Consider the following 15,357-nt stretch of genomic DNA (forward strand, 5'->3'; position numbering starts at 1 on the left):
TCCTTATATCTGCTGATGCGGCACCGCCTTTCGGACTCCTCCTATTGACAGATGACATAAACATTGGCGCCGCACAGAGAGTTACATAACCAGCGGAGTGAAAGCGTACAACACAGAACAAACAGCTTCGCCCTACGAATATTCAGGCGTTTTCCCACAACAAGTTCCAACTTGCCCGGGTTGAATATTTAGATATTTATGCTTAGTCGTCCAACCCTGGAAAACGCGCGGCAATGTTATCTGCGCTGAACGTCGGCACCTCGCCTTCGGCGGTGTTGAACAAGCGCAGCGCCACCAAGTGCGGGTTCTCGCCGATGTCGAGCCAGTGCGACATTCCCGCCGGGATAACCAACAGGTCATTTTTCTCGGCGCGCACGCCGTACACGTAATCACCCACATGCAGCATGAACAGGCCTTGGCCGGCGATAAAGAAATACGCGTTATTTTCACGGCAGGTGCGCTCTACCAGGAACGGGTCACGCAATTCATGCTTCTGGGGATGGTCGCCCATCACGCTGATCACCTTCGCCGTGGCATAGCCGAGCGCATCGATCTGCGGACGGTACGCCGCGATCATTTGCGCCTCACTGGCGCCTTTCTCGATAATGCCGGGCTGCCAGCGTTCAAAGCCTATGCCGTGTTCGGCCAAGGTCGACTGGATGTCGTCGAAATGGGTCAGCACCTTGTTGGGGGTATCTGCGGTGGCGATGTGATAAACGGCTACGTAACTCATTGCACGGTTCCTTGGTTCGGCTCTTGCAATCTAAGGCCAATGATAATGGCGGCGGCCAGCGCCGCGACGCTGGCGATACTGAACGTCAGGGTCGGGCCCAGCAGGTTCCAGCTATAACCGGAATACAGGGCGCCGAGGGCACCGCCAGTACCGGCCAAGGCAGCGTACAGGGCTTGGCCCTGGCCTTGCTGACGGTCACCGAAGCTGCGCTGCACAAAGGCAATCGCCGCCGCGTGAAAACTGCCGAATGTGGCTGCGTGCATGAGCTGCGCAAACAGCAACACCCAGAAAAATTCGGCAAAGGCGCCCAGCAGCAACCAGCGCAGCGCCGCCAGCACAAAGCTGGCCAGCAGCACCCGGCGCACCGAAAAACGCGCCAGGATACGGCTCATGGCCAGGAACATCAGGACCTCCGCCACCACCCCCAGGGCCCACAACATCCCGATCACGCCACGGCTGTAGCCCAAGTGTTCCAGGTGCAGGGTGAGGAAGGTGTAATACGGGCCATGGCTCATTTGCATCAATGCCACGCAGGCATAGAACGCCAGCACCCCGGGACTGCGCAATTGCTTGAGGAAACCGTCACCGGTCAAGCGATTGCCATGGCTGGCAGGCTGGGCATTGGGCACCCACAGGCTGGCGCCGATGATGCCGGCCATGATCACTACCACCACGACCGGGTAGATATCCAGGCTCAGCCAGTCGAACAGCCGCCCCATGATCACTACAGTGAGGATAAAGCCGATGGAGCCCCACAGACGGATCTGGCTGTAGCGCGAGGTTTGCTTGTGCAGATGGGCCAGGGTGATGACCTCGAACTGCGGCAGCACCGCGTGCCAGAAGAATGCGTGCAGGGCCATGACCATCGCCAGCCAGGCGTAGGTCTTGCTGACGAAGATCAGGCAGAAACTGGCCAGGGTACAGACCGCGCCAAATCGCACGATGGCCAGGCGCCGGCCGGTGAAGTCGCCGATCCAGCCCCACAGGTTAGGCGCCACGCAGCGCATCAGCATGGGGATGGCCACCAGCTCGCCGATACGCGCGCTGGAAAAGCCCAGGTGATCGAAGTACAGCGCCAGGAACGGCGCGGTCGCTCCGAGCAGGGCGAAGTAGAACAGGTAGAAGCTGGAGAGGCGCCAGTATGGGAGCGGTGGAGTCATTTTAGTGGGGCTGCTTCGCAGCCCAGCGCGAGCAAGCTCGCTCGCCACAACAACAAGCTCGCTTGCCGGCGGCGATCACAGTTGGCCCAGTACCGGTGTGGTCACGCGCACATCGGCATTTTGCCCACGGTTGCGCAGCAGGTGGTCCATCAACACGATGGCCATCATGGCTTCGGCAATCGGTGTGGCGCGGATGCCGACGCACGGGTCATGACGGCCCTTGGTGATCACGTCCACCGGGTTGCCGTGTACATCGATCGAACGGCCCGGCGTGGTAATGCTTGAGGTCGCCTTGAGCGCCAGGTGCGCAACAATCGGTTGGCCGGAGGAAATACCGCCAAGGATGCCACCCGCATTGTTGCTGAGGAAACCTTCAGGCGTCAGCTCATCGCGATGTTCGGTGCCGCGCTGGGCAACACAGGCAAAACCTGCACCGATTTCCACGCCTTTGACCGCGTTGATGCTCATCAGCGCGTGGGCCAGTTCGGCGTCGAGGCGGTCGAAGATCGGCTCGCCCAGGCCCGGCTTGACGCCTTCGGCCACCACGGTGATCTTGGCACCGACGGAGTCCTGGTCACGGCGCAACTGGTCCATATAGGCCTCCAGCTCCGACACCTTGTCCGGGTCGGGACAGAAGAAGGCGTTGTCTTGCACGCTGTCCCAGCTCTTGAACGGGATCTCGATCGGGCCCAACTGGCTCATGTAGCCACGGATGACGATGCCCTGGGTGGCCAGGTATTTCTTGGCGATGGCACCGGCGGCCACGCGCATCGCAGTTTCCCGCGCCGAGCTGCGGCCACCGCCACGGTAGTCGCGCTCGCCGTATTTGTGATGGTAGGTGTAGTCGGCATGGGACGGGCGGAACACATCCTTGATTGCCGAGTAGTCCTTGGACTTCTGGTCGGTGTTGCGAATCAACAAGCCAATGGCGCAGCCGGTGGTGCGGCCCTCGAACACCCCGGAGAGGATTTCGACTTCGTCCGGCTCCTGGCGCTGGGTGGTGTGGCGGCTGGTGCCGGGCTTGCGGCGGTCGAGGTCACGCTGCAGGTCTTCCAGGGACAGCTCCAGGCCTGGTGGGCAGCCGTCGACAATGGCGACCAACGCCGGGCCATGGCTTTCGCCCGCGGTGGTGACAGTGAACAGCTTGCCGAAGGTATTGCCGGACATGCAGGGCGCTCCGTGAAATCAGTTGAATCAAGTCAACCGTAATAACTTAAGGCGGCCAGTATACGCAGGCTAACCGACTAGTTCATCCTCGAAACCTTACCGGTAGACATTGGTCCAACCGGCACCTCACTGATGATGGCGCGATGATGCTGCGAGTTCTGCTGTTCACCCTCACCCTGTTTACCGCCGCGGTCCAGGCCGCCTCCCCTGTGGTACTGCAACGCCCTATCAGCCTGGACACCGGCAGCGGCCAACTGTTTGGCTCATTATTGTTGCCGCAGTCCGACCAACCGGTGCCGGTGGTGCTGATCATCGCCGGCTCCGGCCCCACCGACCGCAATGGCAACAGCGCCGACGGCGCCCGCAATGACAGCCTCAAGCGCCTGGCCTGGGTGCTCGCCCGGCATAACATCGCCAGCGTGCGCTACGACAAGCGCGGGGTCGCCGCCAGCCTGGCCGCCACGCCGGATGAACGCAACCTCACCCTGGACGCCTATGTGTCCGATGCGGTGGCCTGGGGCAAGCTGCTCAAGGCCGACAAGCGCATGGGCCCGCTGATAGTGCTGGGCCATAGCGAAGGCGCGCTGGTAGCTGCCCTCGCCGCGCCGCAACTGGCGCCGGCCGGGGTGATTTCCCTGTCGGGCAGCGCGCGCCCGGTAGACCAGGTGATTCGCCAGCAACTGGCCGATCACTTGCCCCCTGCCCTGTTGTTGCGCAGCAATGAAATCCTCGACCACCTCAAGGCCGGCCAAGTGGATGCCGACGTGCCGCGCCCACTCGAAGGCATCTTCCGACCAAGCGTGCAGCCTTATCTGATCAGCCTGTTCCGCGCCGACCCATCGGCCGCCTTCGCCAGGCTGAACATGCCGGCGTTGATCATCCAAGGCACCAACGATATCCAGGTCGGTATCGCGGATGCCCAGCAGTTGAAAAAAGCCAAGCCCGACGCGCAGTTGACGGTCATAGAAGGCATGAACCACGTGATGCGCATCGTGCCCAACAACGTGAAGCAGCAACTGGCGTCCTACAATGACCCGAAACTGCCCCTGGCTGCGGAACTGGGCCAGCGTATCGTCGCGTTTATCGACGGACTTCAACCCCGTTAAGCGACAATTTGCCTCCAGTCCTGGGCAAACCGGCCGATAAGTCCAGAGTCGACAGTAAAAAGACTGTCGGCTTGCTGGGCTTGGACAGGATCGCGCCGCATGACAACCACCGAAGCAACACCCGAATCTACCGCCGACACCTCGACTGCAACCGCGGCCGTCGAGGCGGCGGCCCTGCCGTGGGCGGACGTCCACGCCGAACACTTCAAGATGCTGCGCCTGGCTCCGCTGACCACCGACCGTGCCACTGGCGCACGGCCGTTGCGCTTTGTGCAGTTCGGCTATGCCGAGCGCCACGACAAGCACCACAGCCTGTTGCGCATGGTTATCCAACTGCCCGGCCAGCGGGTACGCCGCGAGCAGAACCACCTGGATATCTGGGTGGACCATGATAAACATCGCGTGCATTTCGGCCCAGGCAACAGCCTGGAAATCGAACCGGCCAACCGGGGGATCGGCCGTTTCCTGGTCGCTCAGGCCGCCGCCTGGGCGAAGAAGAAGTGGTCCCACTACCGCGTCGACGGCGTGGACCTGGCCAACAAGGACGCCCTCAACGAAGCCACGCGCCTGCGTCGTGATCACTTCCTGCGTATCCAGGGATTTGATGTGGCCTATGCCGACGTGCAGCACCTCAAAGGCAATGTGCAGCCGGGCAAGGTCGGCGACGTGCTGGACAGTTGGAACACTGAGAAGGTGCAGTTCGTGGAGATCCTCGAAGCCGCGCAGATGCTGCAACAGGCCGATCAGAACCTGGCGGAACAGGAAGTGAAGCTGCGCAAGGAAGAGGAAAAAGTCATCAAGTTCAAGCGCGAGGACAGCGGGCTGCGCTTTACCATCACGTGCCTGGTGGCGTTTACGGTGTTTCAGGCAGGGTTGTTGATCTGGATTGCCACGCACCGCTGATAGATTGAAATGCAATCAAAATGTGGGAGCTGGCTCCCACATTGACCGAGTTTCTGCAGTTATATCCGGGCAGCGAAAACGGCCTGGTGTTGGCGACACTGCTCAGCCGTCAGCATGAACACCCCATGCCCACCCCGCTTGAAGTCCAGCCAGGCAAAGTCGACTTCCGGATACAGCGCGTCAACATGCACCTGGCTGTTGCCCACTTCGACAATCAGCAAACCCTTCTCGGTCAGATGGTCCGCCGCTTCGGCCAGCATCCGGCGTACCAGGTTCAGGCCGTCGTCACCACAGGCCAGGCCCAGTTCCGGCTCGTGCTGGTATTCATCCGGCATGTCGGCAAAATCTTCGGCATCCACATACGGTGGGTTTGACACGATCAGGTCGAATCGCTGGCCGGGCAAGCCGTCAAAACCATCGCCCTGCACGGTATAGACCCGCTCATCGACGCCGTGGCGCTCGATATTCTGGTTTGCCACTTCAAGGGCTTCGAAGGACAGGTCACCCAGTACCACTTCGGCCTCCTGGAACTCGTACGCACAGGCAATGCCGATGCAACCGGAGCCGGTGCACAGGTCGAGGATGCGCGCCGGCGGCTGCGCCAACCAGGGTTCGAAGCGGTTTTCGATCAGTTCGCCAATCGGTGAACGCGGGATCAACACGCGCTCATCGACAATAAACGACATGCCGCAGAACCACGCCTCTTTCAACAGGTAGGCGGTGGGCACACGCTCGTGAATACGGCGATGCAGTAAACGCTGCACATGGGAGATTTCCTCTTCTTCGAGGTTGCAATCCAGGTAGCTGTCGGCAATTTCCCACGGCAGGTGCAAGGCGCCGAGCACCAATTGCCGGGCTTCGTCCCAGGCATTGTCGGTGCCATGGCCAAAAAACAGGTCTTCCCCATGGAAACGGCTGACAGCCCAACGGATATGGTCGCGCAAAGTGCGCAGGCGGGAAGTGATCACGGGGCAAGCTCCTGGAAAAAACGACTGGCAATTCTAACAGCCTTCACCTGTACCGACGATGTACGAAAACCCTGGCGCCGTACGTCGGATTTCATCCAATTGACCCGCATTGTGTTAAACAAGCCCACCTCTTGACATGGCTGCACGCCAGCAACGGCGTACCTTACGATAGTAGCGATTCACAGAAGCGCTCAGCCAGTGGACAATGTCGCAAAAGCCCCACTCACAGGAGCCCCAGAATGTCCGTTCCAAAGACGATGTTTCAACTCAGCGGTCGCGGTTACGCAGCAGCCAACCTCAGTCATGCGACCCTCGTGATCATCGACGCCCAGAAGGAATACCTCAGCGGCCCGCTCGCCCTCTCGGGCATGGACGCAGCTGTCGCTAATATCAAACAACTGGTCAGCGCCGCGCGTAATGCCGGACGCCCGATTGTGCATGTGCGCCACTTGGGCACCGTAGGCGGTCTGTTTGATCCACAGGGCGAGCGTGGCGAATTCATCCCGGGGCTTGAGCCAGAGGGTGACGAAACCATCATCGGCAAGCTGCTGCCGAGCGCCTTCCACGGCACCGGCCTGGAAAAACACTTGCAAGACCTTGGCTCCCTGGACCTGATCGTCTGCGGCTTCATGAGCCACTCCAGCGTCAGCACCACCGTGCGTGCGGCCAAGAACCTGGGCTTTCGCTGCACCCTGGTGGAAGACGCCTGCGCCACTCGCGACCTGCCCTACAAGGGCGGCATCCTGAGCGCCGAACATGTGCAGCACACCGAAATGGCGATCATGGCCGACAACTTCGCCACCCTCGCACTGACTAAAGATCTGATCTGATCATTCTGGCGTTGAGCGGCGTGTTTATTGCTCCGCTCATCCGCAAAGCCCTTTCATTTGGCGCATTTACCCCTCCCTCCGGAACAACCTGTGTATTGTCCGGTCGAAGGGCCGATACCCTGGAGGAAAGGTCGGAATGAAGATATCCGATGGTTTTGATGCTCGTCGCTTGCGCCCCAAGGGCCCGAGCAACTGGCGTCTGCGCCTGGTGGCGGGCATTGCCGCGCTGCTGGCGATCATAGGCTTGTTGTTGGCCGGCGCTGGTGGCGCCGGCTTGTTTGGGCATTCGCCGGCACTGGGCGAGTTGAATGCCAGCCCGGGCGGCTCGGCGATCCTGTTGGGGATCGGCCTGCTGGTGCTGTGGTTAGGCGTATGGTTATGGCGCCGCAGCCGTCGGCGGATGCGTCAGCCTTTGTCGTTGAATATCGCCTCGCACCTGATGAAAAAGCACGACTGATGGCGCTTGGATAGCGTTTGCTGCGCCCTGGCCGCCGCGATTTAGGTAAACTGCCCGCCCTTCGCGGAGGCTGACATGCAAGACGACGATTTTTCCCTGTTCAAAAACGAGCTGCGCGGCGTCAAGCCGATCAAGCACGACCGCGCCGACACCGGCAAACCCAAGACCGACCGGGCACAGATCGCCAAGCTGCGCCAGGCCGCGACCGTGCGCAGCGATGCCACTACCGTGGATGGCCTGTCGGATCAGTTCGTGATTGACGTCGGCCCCGAAGACGAGCTGATGTGGGCTCGCGACGGTGTGCAGGAAAGCCAGATGCGCAAGCTCAAGGCCGGCCAGGTCCCGTTCGAAGGCAGCCTCGACCTGCACGGCATGAACGTGGAAAAGGCCCGGGAAACCCTGTGGGCCTTCCTCGCCGAAGCGACTAAATTCGAAATCCGCTGCGTGCGCGTCACCCACGGCAAGGCTGTGCGGCTGGATGGCAAGCGGCCAATGATCAAGAGCCACGTTAACACCTGGCTGCGTCAACATGCCCAGGTGCTCGGCTTTACTTCCTGCCAGGCCCGCCACGGCGGTGCCGGTGCGGTGTATGTGATGCTCAAGCGCACCATGCTCGAAGGCCGCGACGAGTAAAGTGCCATCGTCAGGCTTGCAGCGATGTGCCCGCCACCGTAACCTTGCGCTTTGCGAAAATCCCACAGGTAGTTTCATGTCCCTGGAACAGAATTACACAGAGATTCTCGGCCAACTCGGCGAGGACGTCTCCCGCGAGGGTCTGCTCGACACGCCAAAGCGTGCCGCCAAGGCGATGCAGTACCTTTGCCGCGGTTATGAACAGACGCTCGAAGAAGTCACCAACGGTGCCTTGTTCAGCTCCGATAACAGCGAAATGGTGCTGGTCAAGGACATCGAGCTGTACTCGTTGTGCGAACACCATCTGCTGCCGTTTATCGGCAAGGCCCATGTGGCCTACATTCCAAGCGGCAAAGTGCTGGGCCTGTCGAAGGTTGCACGAATCGTCGACATGTATGCGCGCCGCCTGCAGATCCAGGAAAACCTCAGCCGCCAGATCGCTGATGCGGTGCTGCAAGTGACCGGCGCCCTGGGCGTGGCCGTGGTAATCGAAGCCAAGCACATGTGCATGATGATGCGCGGTGTGGAAAAACAGAATTCGTCGATGATCACCTCGGTGATGCTCGGTGAGTTCCGCGATAACGCGGCCACTCGCAGCGAATTTCTCAGCCTGATCAAGTAACCGGCTGGGTAGGAAAGAACCGGCGTTCATCGCCGGTTTTTTTTCGCCTGCAGAAATCAGGTAAGCTGCGCCCCCTCAGTTATGGGCAAGAGGTAACAGCCATGTTCGTCAAAGCACTTCGAGTGGGCCTCGGCCAGATCATCATCGCGGGCGATTTTCTGACCCGCCCACGCAAAAAGCAGCGCCCCGCCGAACAACAGGCGCGGGTGAACGACGCGGCCAAGGCGCTGACGCTGTACCAGTTCCACGCCTGCCCGTTTTGTGTGAAAACCCGCCGCACCCTGCATCGCCTGAACGTGCCGGTAGCCCTGAAGGACGCAAAGAACAACGAGCAGGACCGCCAGACCCTGCTGGAGCAAGGCGGCAAGATCAAGGTGCCGTGCCTGCGCATCGAAGAGAATGGCCAGACCACCTGGATGTACGACTCCAAGGTGATCATCGACTACCTGGACAAGCGCTTCGCTGCGATCTGAAGCACGCTGCGGTCAATGTGGGAGCTGGCTGGCCAGCTCCCACATTTGCGGTGCGGTGTTGTTAAGTCAGTGTTGTCAGGTCCAGATCCAGCAGTGCCGAGCCCAGGCACTTGCCGTGGGCATCCAGCGCCAGTGAGCGGGTCACGCCCCCACGCAAGATACCCGGCAACACGAAGTTCAGCGCCTGCACATTCGGCAATTCATAACGTCGAACGGGGGCCGCTAACGGGTCCAGCAAATCCTTGAAAAACTCTGTGACGCGCTCCGCCGTAAGCTGTTCGCACAGCAACGGGTAGTCTTGCGCGCGATAGGCAATGATCGAGATGTTCGACGTGTCGCCCTTATCCCCGGTGCGGGAATGGGCCAGCGCATGCAGTTTCATTCTTCAATCCTCGGTTTGACCGCTTCACGGGGCAGCAACAACGATGCCACCGCCACGACCTGGCGCACACTCTTGCTAGCCCCACCGCCTCCGGCTGGGCCGTTGGTATAGAGGGTCTCCACTTCATTGCCGACCCGCACGGCGTCGCTGCGTTCGTCACAACGGGCGGCAACCCTCAGCCGCACTTCCCAAGGCTCGACAGTACTGCGTGGACCATGTAATGAATCCATGCCGATCAATTCGGCGCGCACCTCCTGCATCTTTACGCCGATCAATTCCAGGCGTTTGAGCACTACATCTCGCGCCAACTGCGCGCGTGCGACAGCCCCCGGGCCACCGTAGGACATCTGCCCCTCACCGATCCAGCCGTCCAGATAACCGACGCTGACTTTCAGCTGTTCGGGCCGTGCACGCCCTTCGGCACCGTGGGCGCGAACCCGATCAACGCCCTCCTCGACAAACCCCACCTGGGAAAAATCGGCCGTCACATCCGGAGTCAGGTACGCCGCTGGGTCGTGCACTTCGTAGATCAATTGTTCGATGCACGTGGCACGGCTGACACGGCCACCAGAACCTGCAACCTTGGTGATCACGGCGTGGCCATCCGCATCGACTTCAGCCAGCGGAAAGCCCAGGCGCGCCAGGTCATCGACGTCCTTGAAGCCAGGATCCGCGAAGTAACCGCCACTGACCTGCCCGGCACATTCGAGCAAATGCCCAACCAAAGTGCCGCGCCCCAGGCGCTGCCAATCATCAGCGGCCCAGCCAAACTCAAACATCTGCGGTGCCAGGAACAACGAAGGGTCGGCCACCCGCCCGGTGATGACCACATCGGCGTCGGCGCGCAGTGCCTCAAGAATGCCGTCCACACCCAGGTAGGCATTCGCGGAGATCAACCGCTCACCAAGGGAGCCAACGGTCTGGCCGTTATCCAGCAACTGCTCGGCAGGCAAAGCGTGCAGTACATCATCCCCCACCACCGCCACAACCTTCAGACCCAGGCCCAGCTCGGCAGCAATGCGCCGCACTTCAATGGCCGCCGACACCGGGTTGGCCGCGCCCATGTTGGTGATCACCCGTAAGCGACGGCGACCGCCGGGCTGGCCCACGCAGGGCAATACTCGGCGCATGCGTTCACTCAGCAACGGGTCATAACCGCCCTGCGGGTCGCCGATGCGCGCCTGTTGTGCCAGGGCAATGGTGCGTTCGGCCAGGCATTCGAAGACCAGGTAATCCAGGTCGCCATGTTCGGCCAGTTCCACGGCAGGTTCGATACGGTCACCGGAATAGCCGGCGCCGGAGCCAATGCGCAAGGTGTTCATCTCAAATCACTCCCAGGAGCAACGCCGTCAGGGTCATCAACACCGAGGCGGCAAACAGAAAAGGAATCGTGAATCGCTGGTGATCGGCCAACTCGATCTTGCACAGGCCCACCAACAGGAAGGTCGCGGGCGTCAGCGGGCTGACCGGAAAACCGGTGGTGTGCACGCCCAGCAACGAGGCTTGGGCCACTTGCAGGGGGTCGACGCCCAGCGCCTTGCCGACTTCGGCGATCACCGGCATCACGCCGAAGTAGTAGGAGTCGGGGTCAAACAACATGCTCAGGGGCATCGACAGGAACCCCACGACCGCCGGGATCAACTTGCCGTGGCCCGCCGGAATCTGCGCCACCGCCACTTCGGCGATGGCCTTGAGCATGCCGGAGCCTTGCATGATGCCGGTGAACACCCCGGCGGCGAGCAGGATACTGGCCATGGTCAGGGCGGTTTTCGCATGGGCGTCGATGCGCGCACGCTGGGCGTCCACGTTGGGGTAGTTGATGCACAGCGCAACCACGGTGCCGAGCATGAACATCACCACGGGGTCGACCCAACCGGCAATCATCACCACCATCACCAGCACGGTCAGGATCAGGTTGACCCAGAACAACCGTGGGCGGCGCAGCTTGATGTCGTCGTCGCTGAGCACCCGTTGCGGCACCGCCTGCACGCTGGAACCGGCGCCCAGGCCGAGGCGCTTTTCTTCACGATGGCCCAACCACCAGGCGCACGCGAAGACGAAGATCAGCCCGACGATCTGCACCGGGATCAGCGGCTGGAACAGATCGGCCACCGGCACATGCAGCGCCGCCGACGAGCGCAGCACCGGGCCGGTCCAGGGCAGAAAGTTGACCCCCGCCGCCATCGCGCAGACGCAGGCGAGAATGCGCTTGTCGATGCCCAGCCGCGTATACAACGGCAGCATCGCCGGCACCGTCACCAGAAAGGTCACCGCGCCGGAGCCGTCCAGATGCACCAGCAACGCCAGCGTCGCGGTGCCAACCACAATTCGTGTAGGACGCGTCCCTACCGTGCGCAGGATGCGATCAATGATGGGGTCGAGCATCCCGGCATCGGTCATGATCCCGAAAAACAGGATCGCGAACACAAACATGCCGACCACGGGGGCGACGTTCTTGATTCCGGTGATAATGAAGGCACTGGTTTGCAGGCCGAACCCACCGACCAGAGCGGCGATGATCGGCAAGGCGATCAGGGCCACCAGTGGCGAGAGACGCTTGCTCATGACAGCGACAAGCAGGCTGAGAATGGTGATGACGCCCAGGGTTGCGAGCATGGATAACTCCAGGGTGGCCGTTTTTGGCCGGTTATTGTTTTCCCGGAGTATTGGAAGCGGGTTAGTCTTTGTAAATTGGAATATTCGCCCTGGCACGTTCGGAAAAACAAAATGAAGAACTCGATTCAGCACATCCAGGCCTTCCTCGCGGTAGCCCGCACCGGCAGTTTCACCAAGGCGGCCAACGAGCTGCACCTGTCGCCTTCGGCCCTGACCGTGCAAGTACAGCAATTGGAAGACTGGCTCGGCGTCGCCCTGCTCGACCGCAGCCCGCGCCATGTGAGCATCACCGCTGCCGGCCAGGATGCGCGCGGGCCCATGGAAAAACTGCTGCTGGACCTGGACAACATCGTCACCGGCTCACGCGACCTCGCAGCCTTGCGTCGCGGCGTGGTGACCATCGCCGCCCTGCCGTCAGTTTGCGCCGGCGCCCTGCCCCCGGCCTTGCGCCTGTTTCGCCAGCGCTTTGCCGGGATCGAGGTACGCCTGCATGACCTGGTGGCCCATCGCATTCATGCCCAGGTCCGCAACGGCGAGGTGGATTTCGGCATCGGCGTACGGGCGCGCCTGAGCCATGGCCTGCAATTTCAGCCGGTGCTCAATGATCGCTTGTGCGCGTTTGTACCGCTGGATCATGCGCTGACGCGCTATCGGTCACTGACCCTGGCGCAACTGGCCGACCAGCCAATTATCCTTACCGGACGTGACAGCAGCGTGCGCGAACAGGTCGACGCACTGTTTGACCAGACACGGCTGACGCTGAATGCGGGCATGGAGGCCAACTACATGTCGACGGTATTGGCGCTGGTGCGCCAGGGGTTGGGGATCAGCGTGCTGCCGGAATCGGCGGCGGACAGCCTGGAGGGGTTGAAGCGAATCGACATCGATCATCCCGGCGTGAACCGGGAGATCGGCTTGATCACACGCAGCGCGATGGCATTGAGCCCGGCGGCGCAGCGCTGCTTTGAACTGCTAAATCACGAATTATCTGACTCACTATTGAGCTAAATGTGGGAGGTGCTGTGCCCCTCCCACCTTTTGATTGCATTATCAGTCCAACATCGGCACATACCGAGGATGGCTGGCCACCCGCTGCAACCACGCTTGTACCGCCGGATAAGCGTCCAAATCAAACCCGCCCTCTTGGGCCACATGGGTGTAGGCATATAACGCCACATCAGCGATGGAGAATTGGTCGCCCACCAGATACGGGGTCAACTGCAGTTGGCGATCCATGACCTTAAGGGCCTTGTAGCCGCCTTTGTGCAATTTCTTGTATTCCTCCAAGCGATCCTCCGGCAGCCCCAGATAGAACTGGATAAACCGCGCCACCGCTATATACGGCTCATGGCTGTACTGCTCGAAAAACTGCCACTGCAATACCTGGGTGCGCAGGCGCGGTTCCGTGGGCAGGAACTCGCTGCCATCGGCGAGGAAATTGAGAATCGCATTGGACTCCCATAGGCAGGTGCCGTCTTCCAGCTCCAGCACCGGGATCTTGCCGTTGGGGTTCTTCGCCAGGAACTCAGGGGTCTGGGTGTCGCCCTTGAGGATGTCGATATCGATCCACTGAAACGGGATCCCCAACAAGCTAAGCATCAATTTGATCTTGTAGCAGTTGCCCGACTTGTAATCGCCATAAACCTTGTACATGGGCTCCCCTTATGCCGCTTTGCGCATTCCGAGCGAATGCTTGCGCCCTCAAAGTGCGGGTATTGCAGCAATGTTTCAAGGCGGCGGGCGGAATAAATCTGCCTGTCCCCCTGGGAGTCAGCCTTTCATCCACTTTAGCCCAAACATTCGAAAACATTATTTGCTTTATTTGTATACAAAAGCATAATTCGCTTCGTGCGAGTTCCTGACCTTTTGGTCAACAAACCCGCCAGTACCTCAAAGCGCTGTTGCCCACTCATGTGACCGGCGCTGGACATAACAATAAAACGATTGAGGAGTACTCGCTGTGGATAGCCGTAAAACCGAAGCCCCTACGTTGGACCTGGCCACGCCGCAAGGCGGTTGGCTGGAACGCCTGTTCAAACTGCGCTTGCATGGCACCACAGTGAAGACCGAGCTGATCGCCGGCCTCACCACCTTCATCACCATGGCCTACATCATCTTCGTCAATCCCAACATCATGGCCGACGCCGGTATTGATCACGGTGCGGCCTTTGTCGCCACCTGCATCGCCGCAGCCCTGGGGTGCCTGTTGATGGGCTTGTATGCCAACTGGCCAGTGGGCCTGGCACCGGGTATGGGGCTGAATGCGTTTTTCACCTACACCGTGGTCGGCACCATGGGCTACAACTGGGAAACAGCTCTCGGCGCGGTATTTGTCTCGGGCGTGCTGTTCATGATTCTGACGCTGTCACGCATCCGAGAATGGCTGCTCAACAGTATTCCGGTCAGCCTGCGTCATGCCATGGGCGCGGGTGTGGGTCTGTTCCTCGGGGTGATCGGCCTGAAGACCGCCGGCATCATCGTCGACAGCCCAGCCACCCTGATCAAGCTCGGCTCCCTGCATGAACCCGCCCCACTGCTGGCGGCGGTGTGCTTCCTGCTGATCGCCATCCTCAGTTATCACCGTGTATTCGGCGCAATTCTGATCAGCATCATCGCCGTGACCCTCGCCGGCTGGGGCCTGGGCCTGGTGCATTACAACGGCATTCTCTCCACCCCACCGAGCCTGGCACCGACCTGGATGGCGATGGACGTGATGGGTGTGTTCAATGTGAGCATGATCAGCGTGGTATTTGCCTTTCTTTTTGTACACATGTTTGACACTGCCGGTACACTGATGGGCGTTGCCCAACGGGCCGGGCTAGTGAAGGCCGATGGCAAGATCGACAACCTGTCCCGCGCATTGAAGGCCGACAGTGCTTCCAGTGTGTTCGGCGCCATGGTTGGCGTGCCGCCAGTGACCAGCTACGTGGAAAGCGCCGCAGGTGTGGCAGCCGGTGGCCGCACCGGGTTGACCGCTGTAACGGTAGGCGTACTGTTCGTGGCGGCGATGTTCTTCGCACCGCTGGCCGGCATGATTCCCGCCTATGCCACCGCTGGCGCGTTGATCTACGTAGCGATGCTGATGATGGCGAGCATGGCCCATATCAATTGGGATGAAGCTACCGACAGCATTCCGGCGATCGTCACTGCCATCATGATGCCGCTGACGTTCTCGGTCGCCGACGGGATCGCTCTGGGCTTTATCACCTATGTAGCGCTGAAGGCCGGCACCGGCAAGTACCGCGAGATTTCTGTCAGCCTGTGGGTGTTGTGCGCGATTTTCATTGCGAAATTCATATTTTTATAA

Annotated in this window: 17 protein-coding genes; 9 read left to right on the forward strand and 8 right to left on the reverse strand. The window is 60.7% G+C overall.

The annotated features are described in order from the left end of the window. Window positions 1-202 precede the first annotated feature (202 nt). The 3 genes from IH404_RS19625 to aroC form a co-directional block, all read right to left on the reverse strand. Entirely contained in the window at window positions 203-733 is a 531-nt protein-coding gene (locus IH404_RS19625) for an acireductone dioxygenase (protein ID WP_005789910.1), read from the reverse strand. Then, entirely contained in the window at window positions 730-1,893 is a 1,164-nt protein-coding gene (locus IH404_RS19630) for an MFS transporter (RefSeq protein ID WP_194438837.1), read from the reverse strand. Before IH404_RS19630 ends, IH404_RS19625 begins: the two co-directional genes overlap by 4 nt. 75 nt (window positions 1,894-1,968) lie before the next feature. Then, entirely contained in the window at window positions 1,969-3,060 is a 1,092-nt protein-coding gene (gene aroC / locus IH404_RS19635; RefSeq protein ID WP_194438839.1) for a chorismate synthase, read from the reverse strand. 143 nt (window positions 3,061-3,203) lie between these two features. Here aroC and IH404_RS19640 point away from each other — a divergent pair, with 143 nt between their 5' ends. Further along, the gene (locus IH404_RS19640; protein ID WP_005789916.1) at window positions 3,204-4,166 is read left to right on the forward strand and encodes an alpha/beta fold hydrolase; all 963 of its coding nucleotides are present in this window, start codon (window positions 3,204-3,206) and stop codon (window positions 4,164-4,166) included. Between the two features lie 99 nt (window positions 4,167-4,265). Further along, the gene (locus tag IH404_RS19645) at window positions 4,266-5,069 is read left to right on the forward strand and encodes a hypothetical protein (protein ID WP_005789918.1); all 804 of its coding nucleotides are present in this window, start codon (window positions 4,266-4,268) and stop codon (window positions 5,067-5,069) included. Between the two features lie 59 nt (window positions 5,070-5,128). Here the strand turns inward: IH404_RS19645 and prmB are convergent, their stop codons facing one another. Continuing rightward, window positions 5,129-6,037, reverse strand: coding sequence for a 50S ribosomal protein L3 N(5)-glutamine methyltransferase (gene prmB, locus IH404_RS19650; RefSeq protein WP_005789919.1), 909 nt, complete (start codon window positions 6,035-6,037; stop codon window positions 5,129-5,131). A gap of 239 nt (window positions 6,038-6,276) precedes the next feature. On the opposite strand from prmB, the gene IH404_RS19655 reads away from it, so the two are divergent. The 5 genes from IH404_RS19655 to IH404_RS19675 all read left to right on the forward strand — a co-directional run bounded on the left by IH404_RS19655 (window position 6,277) and on the right by IH404_RS19675 (window position 9,052). Next, window positions 6,277-6,867, forward strand: a complete 591-nt coding sequence (locus IH404_RS19655; protein ID WP_032880134.1) for a cysteine hydrolase family protein — start codon at window positions 6,277-6,279, stop codon at window positions 6,865-6,867. Between the two features lie 136 nt (window positions 6,868-7,003). Continuing rightward, on the forward strand, window positions 7,004-7,324 hold the full coding sequence (locus tag IH404_RS19660) for a hypothetical protein (protein ID WP_005789923.1): 321 nt from the start codon (window positions 7,004-7,006) through the stop codon (window positions 7,322-7,324). Between the two features lie 75 nt (window positions 7,325-7,399). Further along, window positions 7,400-7,957 (forward strand): Smr/MutS family protein, encoded by a 558-nt coding sequence (locus IH404_RS19665; protein WP_005789925.1) that lies wholly within the window; start codon window positions 7,400-7,402, stop codon window positions 7,955-7,957. 76 nt (window positions 7,958-8,033) lie between these two features. Next, a complete protein-coding gene (gene folE / locus IH404_RS19670; RefSeq protein WP_005789928.1) occupies window positions 8,034-8,579 on the forward strand; it encodes a GTP cyclohydrolase I FolE in 546 nt (181 codons plus the stop codon). A gap of 101 nt (window positions 8,580-8,680) precedes the next feature. Then, window positions 8,681-9,052: a glutathione S-transferase N-terminal domain-containing protein gene (locus IH404_RS19675; protein WP_005789930.1), complete on the forward strand. Its 372-nt coding sequence runs from the start codon at window positions 8,681-8,683 to the stop codon at window positions 9,050-9,052. Between the two features lie 61 nt (window positions 9,053-9,113). Here the strand turns inward: IH404_RS19675 and IH404_RS19680 are convergent, their stop codons facing one another. From IH404_RS19680 to IH404_RS19690, 3 genes are read right to left on the reverse strand one after another with little or no spacing between them, the layout of a single operon-like run. Further along, window positions 9,114-9,434, reverse strand: coding sequence for a hypothetical protein (locus IH404_RS19680; RefSeq protein WP_005789932.1), 321 nt, complete (start codon window positions 9,432-9,434; stop codon window positions 9,114-9,116). Continuing rightward, window positions 9,431-10,756 carry an acyclic terpene utilization AtuA family protein gene (locus IH404_RS19685; RefSeq protein WP_194438841.1) on the reverse strand — a complete coding sequence of 442 codons (1,326 nt, stop codon included), beginning with the start codon at window positions 10,754-10,756 and terminating at the stop codon, window positions 9,431-9,433. Before IH404_RS19685 ends, IH404_RS19680 begins: the two co-directional genes overlap by 4 nt. A 1-nt stretch (window position 10,757) precedes the next feature. Next, window positions 10,758-12,050 (reverse strand): citrate:proton symporter, encoded by a 1,293-nt coding sequence (locus tag IH404_RS19690; protein WP_005789936.1) that lies wholly within the window; start codon window positions 12,048-12,050, stop codon window positions 10,758-10,760. 111 nt (window positions 12,051-12,161) lie between these two features. Here IH404_RS19690 and IH404_RS19695 point away from each other — a divergent pair, with 111 nt between their 5' ends. Then, window positions 12,162-13,058, forward strand: coding sequence for a LysR family transcriptional regulator (locus IH404_RS19695; RefSeq protein WP_005789938.1), 897 nt, complete (start codon window positions 12,162-12,164; stop codon window positions 13,056-13,058). 42 nt (window positions 13,059-13,100) lie between these two features. Here the strand turns inward: IH404_RS19695 and IH404_RS19700 are convergent, their stop codons facing one another. Continuing rightward, entirely contained in the window at window positions 13,101-13,703 is a 603-nt protein-coding gene (locus IH404_RS19700) for a glutathione S-transferase family protein (protein ID WP_005789940.1), read from the reverse strand. Window positions 13,704-14,010: 307 nt separating this feature from the next. Between IH404_RS19700 and IH404_RS19705 the strand changes: the two genes are divergently transcribed. Beyond that, complete coding sequence (locus IH404_RS19705; protein ID WP_005789942.1) at window positions 14,011-15,357, forward strand: NCS2 family permease; 1,347 nt, start codon at window positions 14,011-14,013, stop codon at window positions 15,355-15,357.

Source organism: Pseudomonas sp. OST1909, assembly GCF_015277575.1.
GTDB lineage: Bacteria > Pseudomonadota > Gammaproteobacteria > Pseudomonadales > Pseudomonadaceae > Aquipseudomonas > Aquipseudomonas synxantha_A.